Annotated in this window: 18 protein-coding genes; 10 read left to right on the top strand and 8 right to left on the bottom strand. The window is 56.5% G+C overall.

Translation table 11 applies throughout. From position 1 onward, the window contains the following. Positions 1-84: 84 nt before the first annotated feature. Positions 85-1,008 carry a polyphosphate kinase 2 gene (gene ppk2 / locus GS646_RS05505; protein WP_171090914.1) on the bottom strand — a complete coding sequence of 308 codons (924 nt, stop codon included), beginning with the start codon at positions 1,006-1,008 and terminating at the stop codon, positions 85-87. 122 nt (positions 1,009-1,130) lie between these two features. Between ppk2 and GS646_RS05500 the strand changes: the two genes are divergently transcribed. After that, positions 1,131-2,009 (top strand): alpha/beta fold hydrolase, encoded by an 879-nt coding sequence (locus GS646_RS05500; protein ID WP_171186000.1) that lies wholly within the window; start codon positions 1,131-1,133, stop codon positions 2,007-2,009. A 13-nt stretch (positions 2,010-2,022) separates the two neighbouring features. On the opposite strand, the gene GS646_RS05495 is transcribed toward GS646_RS05500, so the two are convergent. Continuing rightward, entirely contained in the window at positions 2,023-2,631 is a 609-nt protein-coding gene (locus GS646_RS05495; protein ID WP_171647667.1) for a carboxymuconolactone decarboxylase family protein, read from the bottom strand. 195 nt (positions 2,632-2,826) lie between these two features. Between GS646_RS05495 and GS646_RS05490 the strand changes: the two genes are divergently transcribed. The 5 genes from GS646_RS05490 to GS646_RS05470 all read left to right on the top strand — a co-directional run bounded on the left by GS646_RS05490 (position 2,827) and on the right by GS646_RS05470 (position 8,546). After that, positions 2,827-3,597, top strand: coding sequence for an SH3 domain-containing protein (locus GS646_RS05490; protein WP_171186003.1), 771 nt, complete (start codon positions 2,827-2,829; stop codon positions 3,595-3,597). 434 nt (positions 3,598-4,031) lie between these two features. Further along, positions 4,032-5,990: a DNA topoisomerase IV subunit B gene (gene parE / locus GS646_RS05485; RefSeq protein ID WP_171186005.1), complete on the top strand. Its 1,959-nt coding sequence runs from the start codon at positions 4,032-4,034 to the stop codon at positions 5,988-5,990. Positions 5,991-6,119: 129 nt separating this feature from the next. Beyond that, positions 6,120-6,806 carry a hypothetical protein gene (locus GS646_RS05480; protein ID WP_171647669.1) on the top strand — a complete coding sequence of 229 codons (687 nt, stop codon included), beginning with the start codon at positions 6,120-6,122 and terminating at the stop codon, positions 6,804-6,806. Positions 6,807-7,089: 283 nt separating this feature from the next. Beyond that, a complete protein-coding gene (locus tag GS646_RS05475) occupies positions 7,090-8,061 on the top strand; it encodes a UDP-glucuronic acid decarboxylase family protein (RefSeq protein ID WP_171186009.1) in 972 nt (323 codons plus the stop codon). Between the two features lie 203 nt (positions 8,062-8,264). Next, the gene (locus GS646_RS05470; RefSeq protein WP_171186011.1) at positions 8,265-8,546 is read left to right on the top strand and encodes a hypothetical protein; all 282 of its coding nucleotides are present in this window, start codon (positions 8,265-8,267) and stop codon (positions 8,544-8,546) included. 15 nt (positions 8,547-8,561) lie between these two features. Here GS646_RS05470 and GS646_RS05465 read toward each other — a convergent pair whose 3' ends face one another. The 3 genes from GS646_RS05465 to GS646_RS05450 form a co-directional block, all read right to left on the bottom strand. Continuing rightward, a complete protein-coding gene (locus GS646_RS05465) occupies positions 8,562-9,401 on the bottom strand; it encodes a DMT family transporter (RefSeq protein WP_171186013.1) in 840 nt (279 codons plus the stop codon). A 99-nt stretch (positions 9,402-9,500) separates the two neighbouring features. Then, the gene (locus GS646_RS05460) at positions 9,501-10,271 is read right to left on the bottom strand and encodes an alpha/beta hydrolase (protein WP_171186015.1); all 771 of its coding nucleotides are present in this window, start codon (positions 10,269-10,271) and stop codon (positions 9,501-9,503) included. 867 nt (positions 10,272-11,138) lie between these two features. After that, complete coding sequence (locus tag GS646_RS05450; RefSeq protein ID WP_171186016.1) at positions 11,139-11,813, bottom strand: TIGR04283 family arsenosugar biosynthesis glycosyltransferase; 675 nt, start codon at positions 11,811-11,813, stop codon at positions 11,139-11,141. 73 nt (positions 11,814-11,886) lie between these two features. Between GS646_RS05450 and GS646_RS05445 the strand changes: the two genes are divergently transcribed. Next, a complete protein-coding gene (locus GS646_RS05445; RefSeq protein ID WP_171186018.1) occupies positions 11,887-12,624 on the top strand; it encodes a folate-binding protein YgfZ in 738 nt (245 codons plus the stop codon). 112 nt (positions 12,625-12,736) lie between these two features. Continuing rightward, complete coding sequence (locus GS646_RS05440) at positions 12,737-13,678, top strand: ABC transporter transmembrane domain-containing protein (RefSeq protein WP_171186020.1); 942 nt, start codon at positions 12,737-12,739, stop codon at positions 13,676-13,678. Between the two features lie 52 nt (positions 13,679-13,730). On the opposite strand, the gene efp is transcribed toward GS646_RS05440, so the two are convergent. Further along, a complete protein-coding gene (gene efp / locus GS646_RS05435) occupies positions 13,731-14,294 on the bottom strand; it encodes an elongation factor P (RefSeq protein ID WP_170459112.1) in 564 nt (187 codons plus the stop codon). A gap of 218 nt (positions 14,295-14,512) precedes the next feature. Between efp and GS646_RS05430 the strand changes: the two genes are divergently transcribed. Continuing rightward, positions 14,513-14,833: a DUF6280 family protein gene (locus GS646_RS05430; protein ID WP_171090939.1), complete on the top strand. Its 321-nt coding sequence runs from the start codon at positions 14,513-14,515 to the stop codon at positions 14,831-14,833. Positions 14,834-14,914: 81 nt separating this feature from the next. Here the strand turns inward: GS646_RS05430 and GS646_RS05425 are convergent, their stop codons facing one another. After that, entirely contained in the window at positions 14,915-15,484 is a 570-nt protein-coding gene (locus GS646_RS05425; protein WP_171186022.1) for a cobalamin biosynthesis protein CobQ, read from the bottom strand. A gap of 62 nt (positions 15,485-15,546) precedes the next feature. Here GS646_RS05425 and GS646_RS05420 point away from each other — a divergent pair, with 62 nt between their 5' ends. Next, complete coding sequence (locus GS646_RS05420; protein WP_171186023.1) at positions 15,547-17,004, top strand: cobyric acid synthase; 1,458 nt, start codon at positions 15,547-15,549, stop codon at positions 17,002-17,004. Positions 17,005-17,007: 3 nt separating this feature from the next. Here the strand turns inward: GS646_RS05420 and GS646_RS05415 are convergent, their stop codons facing one another. Beyond that, positions 17,008-17,778, bottom strand: a complete 771-nt coding sequence (locus tag GS646_RS05415; protein ID WP_171186025.1) for a hypothetical protein — start codon at positions 17,776-17,778, stop codon at positions 17,008-17,010. Positions 17,779-17,822 lie beyond the last annotated feature (44 nt).

The raw sequence follows: 17,822 nt of genomic DNA, 5'->3' as shown, positions 1-17,822 counted from the left end.
TGGCGCGGGACAAGAGCGGATCAGCAAAATTTCACTATGAGACTATGGCGCCCGCCTCACCATTAAAAACGGGCGCGTTGAGGATTAGCGGGCATCCGGATGCAGTGTTGCGCCCAGAATATGCTCGGACCGGTGGATGACGTGGTGGGCTTGTCCAACGATCAATGGATCAGGGTCCCCTACGACGTTCAAGTCCTTGCCCGGGTAATCCAGCGTCGACAAGAAATGACGCATACAATTCAGGCGCGCACGTTTCTTGTCATTCGACTTGATGATCGTCCATGGCGCGTCTGCGGTGTCAGTATAGAAGAACATCGCCTCTTTCGCCTCGGTATAGTCGTCCCATTTGCTAAGGCTGGCCTTGTCGATCGGTGACAGCTTCCACTGCTTCAGTGGGTCGGTCTCGCGGCTTTTGAAGCGGCGCTGCTGCTCTTCCTGCGTGACCGAGAACCAATACTTGTACAGCTGAATACCCGAGCGCACCAGCATCCGTTCCAGTTCCGGCGTCTGACGCATGAATTCCAGATACTCGTTGGGCGAACAGAACCCCATCACCCGTTCGACGCCTGCGCGGTTGTACCAGGACCGGTCATAGAACACCATTTCGCCAACGGTTGGCAGTTCCTGAACATAGCGCTGGTAATACCATTGCCCCTTCTCTTCCCAGGTCGGTTTATTCAGTGCAACCACACGGGCCTGTCGCGGGTTCAAATGCTCCATGAACCGTTTGATCGTGCCACCCTTGCCAGCGGCATCACGGCCTTCGAACAGCAGAACGAACCGTTGCCCCGTATCCTGCGCCCACAGCTGAACCTTCAAAAGCTCCGCCTGTAGGCTTGCCTTCTGCGCCTCATAGGTCGACCGCGCCATCTTGCGGCCATAGGGGTATTTTCCGCTTTCGAACGCCTGCCGGATCTTCTCGGGGCTTGGCTCTGCCGCGTTTGCCGCCTTGGCCTCTACGACTTTGATCTGAGGGGATTTTGCTTCGACCGGAGCAATGGCTTCCATACATCTTATCCTTTTTCAACTGTCCTGAATGAGGGCTAGCAGAAACGTCGAAAATCCGCTTTGATTGGTGTCAAATTGATGCCTCAAAAACCCATAAATTCCACTCTGGATCAGAGGTTCCGATGCACACGTCATTTGCCGATCTGAATGGTCAGTCCTTTTGCCTCCGAACATGGGGCGAACCTGATGCGCCACCGCTTTTGATGCTGCATGGTTTCCCGGAATACGGCGGTGCGTGGGCAGATCTCGCCCCTTATCTGGCGGATCGCTTTTACTGCATTGCTCCGGACCAACGTGGATATGGCCAAAGCTGGTGCCCTGAAGGGATGCAGAGCTACGCCTTATCTCAACTAGTGTCCGACATGGCCGCTTTGATTCAGAGCCACAGTGCACCTTTTGCTGTTCTGGGTCATGATTGGGGTGCATCGGTGGCCTATGGCCTTGCCATGTTCCGCCCTGATCTTGTTGACCGGCTTATCATTGCAAACGGCGTGCATCCGGTTCCGTTTCAACGCGCCATGGCCGCAGGCGGTGCGCAATCAGAAGCCTCACAATACATCAACCAACTGCGGGCGCCCGATGCGGCACAAAAACTGTCCGAGAACAACTTTGCATTGCTCGAAAGGTTCTTTCGCCACGGCATGGGACTGGATTGGCTGACCGAGAGCCGCATGGCCGAATACCGGACCGAATGGGCGCGACCCGGACGGTTAGAGGCGATGTTGAACTGGTATCGCGCCTCTCCGTTGGTTGTCGCGCAGCCAGGGCTTCCCGCAACAGACCTGCCGGATCTGCCGCTGGATCGGCTGCATGTCCGATGTCCGCATCTGTTGCTTTGGGGACCGGATGACAAAGCCCTTTTGCCCGAGGCAACTGAAGGCTTGGAAACCTTCGCGCCCAATCTGACCCGCATCACGATCCCTGGCACTGACCACTGGCTGCATCACCAAAAACCGCAGGACGTTGCACATGCCATTCAGGAATGGATTCAAACGGCCTGACCTGTCAGGTCCATTAACGATGGCCCCAATCGTCGGGGTTGTCAGAATTGTTCGGCGACAAACCCAATTCGTCGCCATCGGTTGAACATCCCAACCCCAGCACTGTCCGGTTTGCATAAGAGAAGTACGAACAGACCTGATTGATCTCTAGGATCTCTCCGTCGTCCCATCCGGCCTCGCGCAGGGCGATCACATCCGCCTCAACCATATCCCCCGGCGTTTCGGCCAGTTTACGGGCATAGATCATGGCAGCCAGCTGCGCTGCATCCAACGGAGCGGCGGCCGGATCGCGCGCCTCAATCGCCGCCCGGATCGCTTTGCCCCGCGCCTCATCGCCAAGCAACCGCTGCAAGCCGGCAAAATGATGTTCAACGCAATACCCGCACCGGTTCAGAGAACTGACCCACACGCCCAACACCTCAAGGAACCATTTAGGGATCTTGTTGCCCGAATGATGCAGGACTGCCTTGTAGATCGCCATGTGGCCTTCCATCGAATGCGGCCGCAGGCTGTGCGCCATCATGATGTTATCCACATTGTTGTCTGGCCCGGTGACTCGGTCATAGAGTTTCTTCAGCTTGCCCGTGGCCTCAGCGAAGGGGATGGTTTTGATCCAGCTCATTTGGGGTCCTGTTATGGTGTTTGCTTATTATCGAGAGACTAAGAGCGCTTTGGGCAGGTTGCGAGATGAAATCTCTCTGAATCAACTGCGAAGTAAGAAGTACTAACCCCGCTTGCGCCCGATTTGGGAATTGGCCGTCTTTTTGATAAGATCAAATGATATTCAAACATAAGTTTTTAAAAAAGGAGAACTCAAATGCCGAGAGTTGTTCCAACTTCATGGATGCCAAATGTAAAAATGGAGAGAATACATCTGCATTGGACTGGTGGCGGGAATTCAGCGAACTCAACAGACAAAAAAGCCTACCACATTCTGATCGAGGGAAACGGTGATCTTGTGCGCGGTAAATCGATTGTCAAAAACGCGCGCCCCTTACCCAGCGACTATGCGCGTCACACTGCGGGCGCCAACAGTGCCTCCATAGGTGTCTCGTTATGCTGCATGGCAGGCGTCAACCGAGAAAGAGACTACAAAGAATCCACGGCTCCAATGACCACAACACAGTGGAACAAAAGTTTCGAAGTCATCGCCGATCTTGCTGAGAAATACGACATTCTCATCACGCCCACCAAGGTGTTGACGCACGCGGAAGTGGAACCAAACCTGAATATCCCACAGAACGGAAAATGGGATATTACGCGTTTATCGTTTAACTCTGACCTTCGAGGATATCGCGATATTGGCAATGAAATGCGCGCCAATGTTGCCTCACTCCTCGGGGACGGCGGGGTTCCAGCTTCGGACGACATGTCAGAAGCCGAAAAACTACCCAAGTTTCGCGTTTCCGGTGTTCATCCGGACGTTCTGAATTTTAGGGCATCACCGGGGGGCAAGAAAACAGGAACCCTTCCAGAACGAACAGTCGTTGAGCGATTGGGTGTTGATGGTGAATGGTGGCGGGTCAGAACCCGGCTTGGGTATGTTGGCTACGTACATTCGGGTTATCTCAAGCCAGTTGATCCTTGATGCTTCGCACCATGGCACAACTAGCCAGTCCCGGTGGACCGCTGATGCCGCTCGCTGAGCCTCAACCAAAATGATTGAAAAGCGCTGCGCTGCGAAGGCAAGACGAAACTCAGGTTGATTTTGACGCGCATTAAGTCAGGTCTTGAGAGCAGATATTGATGCAAGGCGCAGCGTCAAGCACTTTGGACTCAGCGCGCCCATCCTTTGCAGATCGCGTTGACCGTAGTCAGAAAGCCCTTCTGAGATCCTCATACCTGGACTGAGCTTCGCCAGAACAACGCGTTACGAACATGATAGCGCGGCCATTAGCGGCATTCGGTACGGCAACGAGGGCTTGCGTGAGGCCCAAACCTTCCACAACACCTCGCGCCCCTCTTCCCCCGGACCACATCACCTGCCATAATGGGGGAAACTCAAAAACAAGAGCAGCCCATATGCCCGACGATCTGTTGACGCCCGAAGCGACCAATACCTATGACGCCTCCTCGATCGAGGTGCTCGAAGGTCTGGAACCGGTCCGCAAACGCCCCGGCATGTATATCGGCGGCACGGATGAACGCGCGCTGCACCATATGGTGGCTGAAATCCTCGACAACTCGATGGACGAGGCAGTCGCGGGCCATGCCAACCGGATAGAGGTCGAGCTGCACGCAGATTACGCCCTGACCGTACGCGACAACGGGCGCGGCATTCCGATCGATCCGCACCCCAAGTTCCCCGACAAATCCGCGCTCGAGGTCATCCTGTGTACCCTGCACGCGGGCGGCAAGTTCTCGGGCAAGGCGTATCAGACCTCGGGCGGTCTGCATGGCGTGGGTGCGTCGGTGGTGAACGCGCTTTCGGATTCGATGGTCGTGCAGGTGGCGCGCGACAAAACGCTGTTCGAACAGCGGTTCTCGCGCGGTATCCCTCTGGGTCCCGTGGAAAAGGTTGGCGCGGCCCCCAACCGGCGCGGCACGACCGTCACCTTTCACGCGGATGCGGACATCTTCGGCCACCACAAGTTCAAACCCGCGCGGCTGTTCAAATCCATCCGCTCCAAAGCCTACCTGTTCTCGGGCGTGGAAATCCGTTGGAAATCCGCCATCGATGACGGAGAAACCCCGACCGAGGCCACCTTCCACTTTCCCGGCGGCCTTTCGGATTACCTGAAAGAGACGATGAACGGCTCGTCCACCTATGCCGAGCAACCCTTTGCAGGCACCGTGGATTTCAACGAAAAATTCGGAACCCCCGGCAAGGTCGAATGGGCGATCAACTGGACGCCCTCGCGCGATGGGTTCATCCAGTCCTACTGTAACACCGTCCCCACCCCCGAAGGCGGCACGCACGTCGCGGGCTTCTGGGCCGCTGTTCTCAAAGGGATCAAAGCCTATGGAGAGCTGATCAACAACAAGAAGGCCGCTCAGATCACCCGCGATGACCTGATCACCGGCGGCTGCGCGCTGGTCAGCTGTTTCATCCGCGAGCCGGAATTCGTCGGCCAGACCAAAGACCGCCTGGCCACGGTCGAGGCGCAACGGCTGGTCGAAAACTCGGTCCGCGACCATTTCGACAACTGGTTGGCCGCGGATACGAAATCCGCCGGCGCGATCCTGGACTTCCTCATACTGCGGGCTGAGGAACGCCTGCGCCGACGGGCCGAGAAGGAAACACAACGCAAGTCCGCCACTAAGAAACTTCGTCTCCCCGGCAAGCTGGTGGACTGTAGTAGTTCAACACGGGACGGCACGGAATTATTCATCGTCGAAGGCGATTCTGCGGGCGGGTCTGCAAAAATGGGCCGGGACCGCAAAACGCAGGCCCTGCTGCCCCTGCGCGGCAAAATCCTGAACGTGCTGGGCGCGGCCAGTTCGAAACTTGGCACCAATGCCGAAATCAACGATCTGACCCAAGCGCTGGGTGTCGGCCTTGGCACCAAGTTCAATGTCGACGACCTGCGCTATGACAAGGTCATCATCATGACCGACGCGGATGTGGACGGGGCGCATATCGCCTCGCTGCTGATGACGTTCTTCTTCACCCAGATGCGGCCGATGATCGACGCGGGCCACTTGTATCTGGCCTGCCCGCCTCTGTATCGCCTGACCCAAGGGGCCAAGCGCGTTTACTGTCTGGATGAGGCCGAGCGCGACGAATGGCTTGAGAAAGGTCTGGGTGGCAAGGGCAAGATCGACGTGTCCCGCTTTAAGGGTCTGGGCGAGATGGACGCCAAGGACCTGAAAGAGACCACGATGGACCCCAAATCCCGGAAATTGATCCGGGTCACCATCGACGAGGACGAACCCGGCGAAACCGGCGACCTTGTCGAGCGTCTGATGGGTAAGAAGCCCGAACTGCGGTTCCAATACATTCAGGAGAACGCGCGGTTTGTGGAGGAGCTGGATGTTTGAGTTTGGTAAAGCCGTCAAAGAAATTGCCAACTGATAGGTTTTGTGACTAACCAATTGGAGTTTTTCGAGGCTATCTTGGTCACCGACTTTAACAGTCGTTTCCCAAAAACTTGAAATTAAGAAACGCCAATGGCGAAAAAGAAAAAATTTCGCTTCTATATCGGGACGGAGACTGAACGTTTCAGTTCTGTTTATTCAATTACAGTTCACCGAGGAAACGTTTACCTTATTTCCAAAAGCCTTGGTGGAATTGCGAAAGGTTCCTTCCACGAGGGAGGTGTTTGCCACTTTGGGTTTACCGATGAATACTGGAAAAAGAACTTTATTGGAATGCGGTACTCGCCGAGTAGGTGGCGAAGACCAACGAATATTTCACTTAACAGATTTGCGCCAATCGCGTTTGTCCGGTTTCAAAACAACCTATTGAAGGCCCAGCATTCTATTGCAAGCGGCAACTTGCATTGTGTTCGAGCACCGCAAAGGACCCAAATGGTGGAACTTATTCTCATCATCGCATCTCCGGAAATTAGCGGCACCGAAGGAGCGTTCCAAAACCAGAATGTGCTCTGGGAGCAGAACATAAAGGAAAATGAAAAACTCTTGGTGTTGTCACAACGCGGACCCGAGCGTCATAGAACCGACGACATAGTATCAAAACTCAATCCTCACGGCCCAAGATACGAGTGGACCGGGATTTCTGAAATGGCGCCAGGCGAGCGGATGGAAGACTTGAACGCCACACTAGCGACTAAGCCGAAAGATGGTGAACCCATTATTCTTACGGAAATCACTGGGCTTAAGTTCACTAAGTACTAGCCAGCGCCGATAGGTTACTTGCGCCCGTCAAATTCCCACATCGAGATCGGCGTAAACATCCATCCGACCTCAACACAACCCTCGCGCCCGCCCATGTGGGCGGGTCGGGCGCGTGCTTGATGCTTTGCCTCATGCGATGGCTAGATAGAAGACACACCAACACCACACGCGCCCTCAAAAAACCAAAATCTACTGCAATCCAAACATCTTCGGTTTACTAATCAAACCAAGACCCGGCTTCCTTGTGACAAGCTGGCTTGGATTTAACGATTAAGGATTTGCAATGGCCCGCCTTTATGACAGTCGAAAACGTGTTCTCGTAACCGGTGGGGCCGGTTTTTTGGGCTCGCATCTGTGCGACCGGCTTCTGGATCAGGGGCATGAGGTTTTGTGCGTCGACAACCTGTTCACCGGCACCAAGCGCAACATTGACCATCTGCACAACAACCCGCGGTTCGAGTTCATGCGCCATGATGTGACCTTCCCTCTGTTTGTGGAAGTGGACGAGATCTATAACCTCGCCTGCCCGGCCTCACCCGTGCATTACCAGCACGATCCGGTGCAGACGACCAAGACCAGCGTGCATGGCGCGATCAACATGCTGGGTCTGGCGAAACGTCTGAAATGCAAAATCTTTCAGGCCTCGACCTCTGAGGTGTATGGCGATCCGACCATTCATCCGCAGACCGAAGATTATTGGGGCAACGTCAACCCGGTTGGTCCGCGATCCTGCTATGACGAGGGCAAGCGCTGCGCCGAGACGTTGTTCTTCGACTATCACCGGCAGATGGGGTTAGAGATCAAGGTGGCCCGCATCTTCAACACCTACGGCCCCAGAATGCACCCCGCCGACGGGCGCGTTGTGTCGAACTTCATCATGCAGGCGCTGACGGGTGAGCCGATCACGATCTTTGGCGACGGCACGCAGACCCGGTCATTCTGTTATGTGGATGATCTGATCGAAGGGTTCATCCGGTTGATGGAGACCGACAAAGACGTCACCGGCCCGGTCAATCTGGGCAACCCTAACGAATTCTCGATGAATGAACTGGCCAGCGAAGTGCAGGCGCTTGTGGGCACCGACACACCGATCAGTTTCAAGGACCTGCCACAGGACGACCCCAAGCAACGCCAGCCCGACATCACTCTGGCGCGGAGCGTGCTCAACTGGGAACCCAAGGTGCAGTTGAAAGAAGGGTTGGCGTCCACAATCAGCTATTTCAGAGAGCTACAGTCAGAAGCCGAGTCCCACTGAACAAAGGGCTGCTTTCCCCCAATTGGCCAGGATTGCTCAGGTCTGCAGCTGGGCATTAACGGGCTGGCACGCAGGGGCGATGGCAATTTCTCGTTGCCTAAACCTTTGATCTCGTTCACACTTACCGCAACATAACAACAATGGCTTGAGGTCCGGGCGTCCAATTTCTTTTACCGACTACGAATTTAAGACGGGAGGACGACATGAAAGCACTAACCTTCGGGCTGGCCCTGACCCTGCTGGCCACGCAAGCCATGGCGCAGCAGACGTTAAGCTTGGCTTCGCCAATCCCCGACGGGGCCGAGACCCGGTTTTGCTATTATGATGGTATGGCTTATTCCGAGGATGCCTTTGTTCTGATGGTTGGCGATAATACTGTGACTTCGACGATTACCACGGTTCAGGAACGCCTGCTGCGCTGCCACCGCGACAACGACGGGACCCTGAAATGGAGACCGCAGAGCACATTCTCGACCAATAACTAAGCGCTGCGCCCCTGATCAGACAGCGAGTCCAATCAAAGCAACCCCAGCGGCCATAAGTACGGCGGCCCCCAGCCGTCGTATCCAGTTGCCTTCCTTCAGGAAGATGAACCCGATCAGCGCAGCAAAGATGACTGAGGTTTCCCGCAGCGCCGAGACCGCGCCCAGTGGTGCAAAGTTCTTAGCATACAGCACCAGCCCATAGGCGGTCATCGAAACCAGCCCGCCCAGAATGCCTGTCATCCAGACCTTGGTTGGCAAGTATTTGAGGGTATCGCGTTTCTTAATTCCGACAAAGCCTGCAATGAACAGATGCAGGAAAGCCCCCCAGGCCCAATAGCTGAGCGTATTGCCAGACAGCCGAACGCCGATCCCATCCACAACCGAGTAGATCGAAATGCAGAACCCGGTGCCCAGCGCAAAGCCAAGCGCACTGCGTCCGACCCCCGAGCGCAGCGCTTTCCAGCTGCTCAGCTGAATGCCAAATGCAATCAGTGCAATGCCACCCCATGCCTGCAATGGCAGCACCTCGCCCACCAGAACCATCGCCCAAAGCGAAACCAGCGCCGGAACGATGCCCCGCGCAATGGGGTAGACCACACTCAGATCGCCATGCTGATAGGCTTTGCCCAGCATGAAGTAATACCCGAAATGCACAACGGTCGAGATTAGGATGTAGATAAAGCTTTCAGCACTGGGCAATGGCAGGACCATCACCATCACGGCTGCTGGCAACACGTGGCCCAAAGCAACAAGGCCCAACATCGTCGTGCGATCCGCCGCTGTCTTGACGATGGCGTTCCAAACCGCATGCAGAAGTGCCGCAGACAGAATGATAAGGATGACAAACAGGGTCATGCCCGGACCTTTCCCGCAGATATTATGCGCAAAAAGGGTCAGTGGCCCTATTCACTTGGCGCGATCTCGGCCAAAACGGCGATTTTTGTCAACCCGGATTCAAACCGGCTGCTGACCAAGCCAGCTTTCGATTTGCTCTGCCGGCCCCTGCCAGCCGGGCTCCATAAACAGAAAATGCGCGTGGTCCTGAACCAGCAAAAAGGTCCCACGTTCCCCGTACCGCTCTGCCAAGGCGCGGCAGGTATCGGGGTTAACCGCCCGGTCTTCTGCACCGGAAACGACTAGAACCGGGCAGTCGACCTTTTCGAAATCGACCTTTATCGCGTGATCGTCGTCGAACATCCAAAAGAACATTTCGAACATCACGCGCCCACTTTCGGCCCCCAGTTGATCGAACACAGCATGCTGTTGAGCCTCGTCCATTTTATTAAGCGCAAATGGCGCCATCAGGTCGAATTCGACACGCATGGGCTGTTTCCAGAAGGCCCCACCTTCCATCAACGCCCGCGGCACGGCGCGTTCGTCGTCGGTTTCCGGCAAAGTGCCCCAGGGTGCATTGGGGTTAATCAACACAATAGCACTGGCAAGACCGCGCGCGGCCACCTGTTGCGCAACCACACCCGCGATGGCGTGGCCCAGCAGAACCGGCTTGCTGCCCAAGCCCTGCACAAATTCCGCTATGTCATTGGTATAATCCAACACGCTTGTCTCAGTCAGCCCGGGGTCAGGGTCTGCTTTCGGATCACCGCCATGGTGACGCAAGGCTGGTGTATGTACGGTCCAGCCCCGATCCCGAAAGAAAGTTGCGTAATCCTGCATGCACCAGGGTCCGGCAAACGCCCCATGAATCAGAACAATTTCTTTTGGCATCGAAATCTCCTGTGGCTCTGCGATCAGTATGAACATCCGGTAAGATGTTACAACAGCCCGTGATCCCTGTTGCAGGACGCAGGTCAGGTCCTAAGATCGGGACTATGAGCTTTGTAACCGACAACCAACTGCCCCTGCTGATCCTGTTTTTTGTGATAGGGTCGATCGGTACGGCGTTTCTGTTCCGCAAACCAGCCGGGCATCGGGCGTGGAAACTGGCCGACCTGGTTTGGGTCGTTCTGGGCGGCATCGGGGCGTTAGTTGCGGTTATGGCCGGGCTTTACACCTCCGACAGCTCTCGGCTGGATCGTCAGATCGACGTGGCCTATGCGGCCACTCTGGCCTTTGATCGCGACGCGGCACGGTTTCGCCTGCGCTTTTGTGATCCAGCCTTTGACCCGGATACGGCTGTTTTATGCGACAAAGTCGAGTTCCTGTCGGCTTCAACCGCCAGCAATTCTGAACTGCCGTTGTTCATTGCCGTCACCAATGAGGTCGCCCCATTACAAGGCCTGCATTTCCTGTTCGGACGTCAAGCCAATGATGACATGGATGAAATGCGCAGCGCTGCCGCGCAGGCTGACGCCTTCGATATTGACCAGTTTCTGGTCTTCACCTCGCTGGACGACGAAACGCAAACCGCCATCGACAATATGCGCCGGAAAGTACCGGCCATTGCCGGGGACTACCTGATTCTGGCCCAAAGTTATGATGATCTGATCGATCAGGTCGGTAAATTGAAAGACGAGTGGGAATATTTGCAGGCCAACGCCCACATTCTGGTTCTGCAAATCGTAGCTTTGTGCCTTGTCAGCTTTGCAGCCCCGTTCCGGTTGGGGAAATCGCTGGTCGAGCTACGTACGACACTTATCGCCGATACGCCTGTGCCAACACCTGCGGATCCGTCCCCAGAAAGTAACGCAGCAGAGTCCACAGGTTCCGACTACCCCGCCGAATCCAGCCCGCCTGCTCATACCGCTCCGCGCTTGTAAAGGCCCGCGCATCCAGAAGTGTGATCCGGGGCAATCGACGCGCTAGGGCGACGTCTTCCATCAAGGGTTGGTCTGGAAAACCGCCTGCGGCATGGTAGACATCACGCGGCACCAAAAGCCCCTGATCCCCATATGGCAGCCCGAACACCCGGCTGCGCAGATTGGCCCAGCCCGAGACCCATCCCGGCGCAATACCCCGCGCTTTAAACGCCAATCGAAAGGCCGCAGGTCCGTTGCTGGATAGATGGGCGCTTACCGCCTCGCTCCAGCCGTTTTCCAATACAGTGTCAGCATGCAGGATCAGCAACCAATCTCCATTGGGCTCTGCGCACCCTCGGCGCAATTGCCCGCCGCGTGACGGCGTGCCTGTGACAACCCTTGCTCCGGCCTCTTCCGCGATCTCTAGTGTTAGGTCGTTAGATCCGCCATCGCTGATGATCAGGTCCCGGATCAGCCCGGCATGCAGTCCTTCCATCAATGCGCCAAGGCACTCGGGCAAGGCATCGGCAGCGTTTAGGGTCGGAATAACAACAGAGATCGGGGCTGGCACGTCTGATACCCTCTGGTCTTGGCGGCGGATCTTCCTATATCACGAGGCCAAGGGAAATGACGAGGACCAAGCCATGCCCACCCGCCGCATCCTGCGCCTGACCGGCTCGGACACCGAAAGTTTTTTGCAGGACCTGATCACCAATGACATTCAGGGTTTGGATGACGGGCTGGTATATGCCGCGCTGTTGACGCCGCAAGGCAAGTATCTGGCCGACTTTTTCCTCAAGCGCGATGGCGATGGCGTTCTGCTGGACGCGGCCGAGCACCTTGCCGATGATCTGATCAAACGTCTGAACATGTACAAACTGCGAGCAGACGTGGCCATCGAAAGCACCGATATGAACCTGCAGCGCGGAACCGGCTCCTCGCCCGAGAGTGCCCTGCCCGACCCGCGGCACCCTGACATGGGCTGGCGCATGTATTCTGCGGCACCCGAACAGGATGATGGCACCGATTTCGATGCACTGCGTGTGCAACACTGTATTCCCGAAGCGGGTACTGAGCTGACCCAGGACAGCTATATCCTCGAATCTGGGTTCGAAGCGCTGAACGGCGTGGATTTCAAGAAGGGCTGTTATGTAGGTCAGGAAGTGACCGCGCGCATGAAGCACAAGACCGAATTGCGCAAGGGCCTGCGCCGCGTTGTTATCGACGGCACCGCGCCCGTGGGGACCGAGATCACAGCTAATGGCAAAACGGCAGGCACCCTGTTCACTCAGTCCGGGGGCCACGCGATTGCCTATCTGCGTTTTGACCGCGCTGGCGGCGAAATGCAGGCGGGCGAGGCCACGGTGCGACTGACCGACTAAGCGCTGCTTGTTGCCTAATCAGCACGACCCCCTCGTCGACACACATCGCCAAGTTTGAACCTGTTCCCCAGCCCTGCCAAACTGAGGGAAACAGGTCAAACCGGATACACCCATGTTTCGACTATATTCCGCGATCTGGCGGGCCAGTGCCGGGCGGCAGATCATCCTTATCGTGCTGTCCATCGCCATTGCGGCGCTTGCCGCCGTTCCGCTGGAGTTTCAGCGCGACATCGTCAACCACCTGACGGCAGATGATGTCGGCACTGAAAAGCTGATCCAATTGGGTATTGGTATGATGGCCGTTATCCTGCTGAGCCTTGGGCTGAAATGGATCCTTGGATACCGGGCTGGCACTTTGGGTGAAGACATGATCCGACTGATCCGGCAGCGCCTGCTATGGCGTTCAACCGATCTGAAGGAAACGGGCGCGGACCTGCGCAAAGGCACCATGACCACGGCCATTTCCGCCGAGGCTGAAGAGTTGGGAAAGTTTGCGGGCGGCGCTTTCTCGGATCCGGTGGTTCAGATTGGAACGTTGATCAGCGTGATCGGCTATATTTCATCCACGCAACCCGGGCTCGGGCTGATCGCCTTCTCGATGATTGTGCCGCAGATCATTATCGTTCTGGTGTCACAACGCAAAGTGAACACTTTCGTGGCAGAGCGCGTCCGCATCCTGCGCGGCGCCACAGACCGGCTGACGACCGAGGATATCGAAGCGGTCGAGCGGGACATCAACACCATGTTTGACGAAATTTATCACACACGGCGACGTATGTTCCTGTGGAAACTGTCGGCCAAATTCCTGCTGAGCGTGATCAATGGGGCCGGTACCGTCGGTATTCTGATGCTGGGCGGTTATCTGGTGTTACAGGGGAAAACGGATGTGGGCACCGTTGTGGCCGCCACCAGTGGCCTTAGCCGAATTCAGGGGCCGACCGCATTTCTGATCGCTTTTTATCGCCAGGTCAGCGCCAATCGCATCAAGTATGAACTAATGCTGGAACTGTTTGGCCCCGACCCAACACGGTATCGTTACCGCCCTAACGCGTAAAAAAACCGCGCGGCGGGTGCCTGCGCGGTCTCTTTCACAAAGTGACGGAACGTCACGCACGTTCGGAATATTCCATCGTTTCGGTGTTCACGACGATCATTTCGTCCTGACCGATGAAAGGAGGCACCATGACTTTCACGCCATTGTCCAGCACCGCAGGCTTGAACGAGTTTGCAGCGGTCTGGCCTTTGACGACCGGCTCGGTCTCGACAATTTGGCAGGTCACTTTCTGCGGCAGCGTCGCGTTCAGCGCCTCGCTTTCGTAGAATTCAACGACAATGGTCATGCCATCCTGAAGGAACGGGCGACGTTCGCCCAGCAAATCTGCCGGCAATTCAATCTGTTCGTAGGTTTCTGCATCCATGAACACCAACATCCCATCGGATTCGTACAGGAATTGCTGATCTTTCTGCTCAAGGCGAACACGCTCGACCTTGTCCGCAGACCGGAAGCGCTCGTTGAGTTTTGAGCCATTGCGCAGGTTGCGCAGTTCGACCTGAGCAAACGCCCCACCCTTGCCCGGTTTTACGTGGTCAACCTTGACCGCTGCCCACAGGCCGTCGTTATGCTCAAGCACATTGCCGGGGCGAATTTCGTTCCCATTTATCTTGGGCATTACATAAATCCTTCACAAACGGTTGATGCATCAGTTGCGGTCCCTATATCTGGCGGGATCACACCTGACAAGACAACGACACCTAGTGCTGCACTTGCAGCAAGCCATGCAAGTGACGCAACGCAACTATGCATTTTAGCTGTATCCGAATCGCACCTAATAGGTCATAAGGACCCTCACGCCGAAAATGCAAGAGCAAGAACAACAAGGAAGACGAGATGAGAGATTTCGTTGACGGCACTGCCTTTAACAACGAGCAAGGCAATCGTGCGCGCAAACTTTTCGCGGCCGTTGTGTTGGCTGCACTCGATGACGCTATCGCCGATGACAAGAAATACGGCAATGGCCCCGAACAAATCGCCCGCTGGGCACGTTCGCGCGATGGGCGTGAAGTTCTGTCCTGCGCGGGTATTGACCCGAACGAGCGGGTTGTCAGCGGACTGATGGAGTTCGTTGGTCGCGGTGTACGGACCTCGGTCGCACTGTCCCGTGAAGAAAGCGAGCGCCGCAACGCCGCTCAGCACGCAGAAGCCGCCTGAACTTAAGCGAGTTCGAACAGAAAAAACGCGCTCTGTCCGCCAGAGCGCGTTTTTCTATGCTCTGCCGCGATGTCCAAAAGGCTAGAAAAACAACAACCACTGCCGTGCCACCCAAACTTCGGCCAGCAGCATGACGCCAAACATGGACTTGCCCCAGACAGACAGACCGCGCTGCCACAGTGCGACATACGCAGCAAGACAAACTGCGGCAGAAACCGGAGCCACCCATAATGCGTGATGGCTGCTGTCCCAATAGCTGACCGGGCTGTGAAACACCCAATCGCTCAAAGGCCAGAATTGAGGTCTCCCGTCGCCCGCATGCAGCACAAAATCTGTCGCTAGGTGCAACAAACCTGCCGCTGCTCCGACAGCCACGGCGTGCCAGCCACGCCAAACTGCCAGCAACTGTGCAATCCCCCAAAGGATAAAGGAGTTGTCGATCGCAAAGACGGTTTGCCAGGCCCGCGAATAGTACAGTTGCCCGAAGACCACTTGTTCCGGTATGCCCAATACAAACAACGACACTCCCACCATGAGATACAGGGACAAATCCGGCAGCACTGCCCCCAGCATTGCAGCCAACAAGATACGGCCCTGCGGCGGTCGGGCAAAAGCGGCGGCCCCGATCAAAAGATGCGCTGGTGTGTTCATCCAGGTCTTTCCCTTCCGGCTCAAATCAAGTCATCTGCGCCTCGACATATAGGAGACAACCCATGGTTCGCGCCATCATGATTCAAGGCACTGGCAGCAATGTCGGAAAATCGGTTCTTGTGGCCGGGCTTGCGCGCGCCTTTACGCGCCGGGGTATGCGGGTTGCTCCGTTCAAGCCACAAAACATGTCAAACAATGCGGCCGTCACCGAAAACGGGGGCGAGATTGGCCGCGCGCAGGCGCTTCAGGCCCGTGCAGCGAAGCGGGCGACCCACACAGATATGAACCCCATTCTGCTGAAGCCCGAGACGGACACCGGTGCTCAGATCATCGTTCAAGGGCAGCGCGCGGGTACGATGAAGGCCGGGGACTACCGTAAGGATAAGTCCAAGCTGCTGGGGGCCGCGCTGGAAAGCTTTGACCGGCTTTGTGCGGATGCGGATCTGGTGCTGATCGAAGGTGCGGGCAGCCCGGCTGAGACCAATCTACGCAAGGGTGACATCGCCAATATGGGTTTTGCCTGCGCCGCAGGTATTCCCGTGGTTCTGGTCGGTGATATTCATCGTGGCGGCGTGATCGCACAGATCGTTGGCACACAGGCTGTGCTGGACGGTGGCGATCTGGCGCAGATCCGGGGTTTTGCTGTCAACCGGTTCAAAGGGGACGTGTCTTTGTTTGAGGAAGGGCGTGACGACATCGCCGCCCGCACTGGTTGGCCCTGCTTGGGTGTCGTGCCCTGGTTCCATGACGCGTGGAAACTGCCTGCTGAGGATATGATGGACATTCGCTCTCATACCGGCGGCACGTGCAAGGTGGTTGTGCCTCAGCTGGAACGGATGGCCAATTTTGACGACCTTGATCCGCTGTCCGCTGAACCAGACGTGAGTGTCGAGATCATCCCAGCCGGACGCCCCCTGCCCGGTGATGCCGATCTGGTTCTGCTGCCGGGCAGCAAATCCACCATCGGGGATCTGGCCTATTTTCGAGCGCAGGGTTGGGACATCGACCTTTACGGCCACGTGCGGCGTGGCGGGCACGTTCTGGGCCTGTGCGGCGGCTATCAAATGCTGGGAAGAACCATTTCTGACCCGTATGGCGTCGACGGCAGACCCGGCAAGGTCGAAGGCTTGGGGTTGCTGGATGTCGACACTGTGATGGGCGGACAAAAGCAAGTCATTTTACGCTCGGCCCATGCCCTGCCCGACCGCGATCCGGTCAGCGGGTATGAAATCCATATGGGACACACTGAAGGACCTGATTGTGACCGTGCATGGCTGGAGGTCGAAGGCAAACCAGAAGGTGCCGCCAGCGCCAACGGACGGATCAAGGGCAGCTATTTGCACGGTATCTTTTCGTCTGACACGTTCCGCGCGCGTTACCTTTCAACGCTGGGCGTGACCTCGAACGTCGCTTATGAGGATGGCGTCGAACAGGTTCTGGATGACTTGGCAGATCATTTGGAACGCCATATGAATCTTGATCTGCTGCTGAGCCTCTCCCAGCCCCCTAGGCGCAGCTAGGCGTTACTCCAGATCTTTTGCGGCTAGGGCACGTGCAATCTCGCGCCGGACCATCTTGCGCACATTCCGCGTGATCCGCTCGCCCATCGTGCCCTGCAGCTCTTGCCGGACAACTTCTGCGATCAGGGCGCGCAGATCCTCTTCATCCATGTCGATACTTCTGTCATCGACTGCAGGCTCTGCGATCACCTCGGTCTCGGTCCTCGGCGCGCGGATGAACTCAGCTTGAACGTGTGCGTCGCCCTCATCGTCGGACGCGTCAGCTTGCTCAATGTCAATGGAACCGACGGCCTCGGCTGCGGCAAATTCTGCTTCTACGTTCCACGGCAAAGACTGCGACGGTGTGCCCGAGTAAGCATCTTCGCTGTCGCCATCCGGTTCCCATTGATCTTCTGTTTGTGCAATGGCAGCTTCCAACGCTTCGATCTTAGCGCTTAAGCTTGTTGCGGCATCCGCAGACTGAGTAGGTTTAGGCGCATCGGCCGCGTCCTCTGCGGCGTTGGCCGGCTTACCGGCCTGCACAATATCGCAGGCCCGCAGCAACATGGGTTTCGCCGAGTCGGACATCTTGAGGTCTGAGTCGGTCTGGGTGGGAACCCCATTGGTCTGCTTGGGCGTGCTGACACGCAAAGCATCCGTCAGAACCAGCCGCCCCGGCTTTCTCGATACAGGCTGTTGATCCGAGACGGATTTATCGCGGTTGTCTTCGCTTACCAGACGTTTGACCGAAGACAGAACGTCTTCGATCCCTGCTTTTACGACGTTATCAGTCATTGTTCTCTACCGCTCTATCCTTGGATCGAGTGTAGCCAAACAAT

The sequence above is a fragment of the Ruegeria sp. HKCCD4315 genome (assembly GCF_013112245.1).
GTDB lineage: Bacteria > Pseudomonadota > Alphaproteobacteria > Rhodobacterales > Rhodobacteraceae > Ruegeria.
The sequence above is the reverse complement of the archived record's forward strand: the minus strand, read 5'-3'. Positions and strand labels throughout refer to the sequence as shown.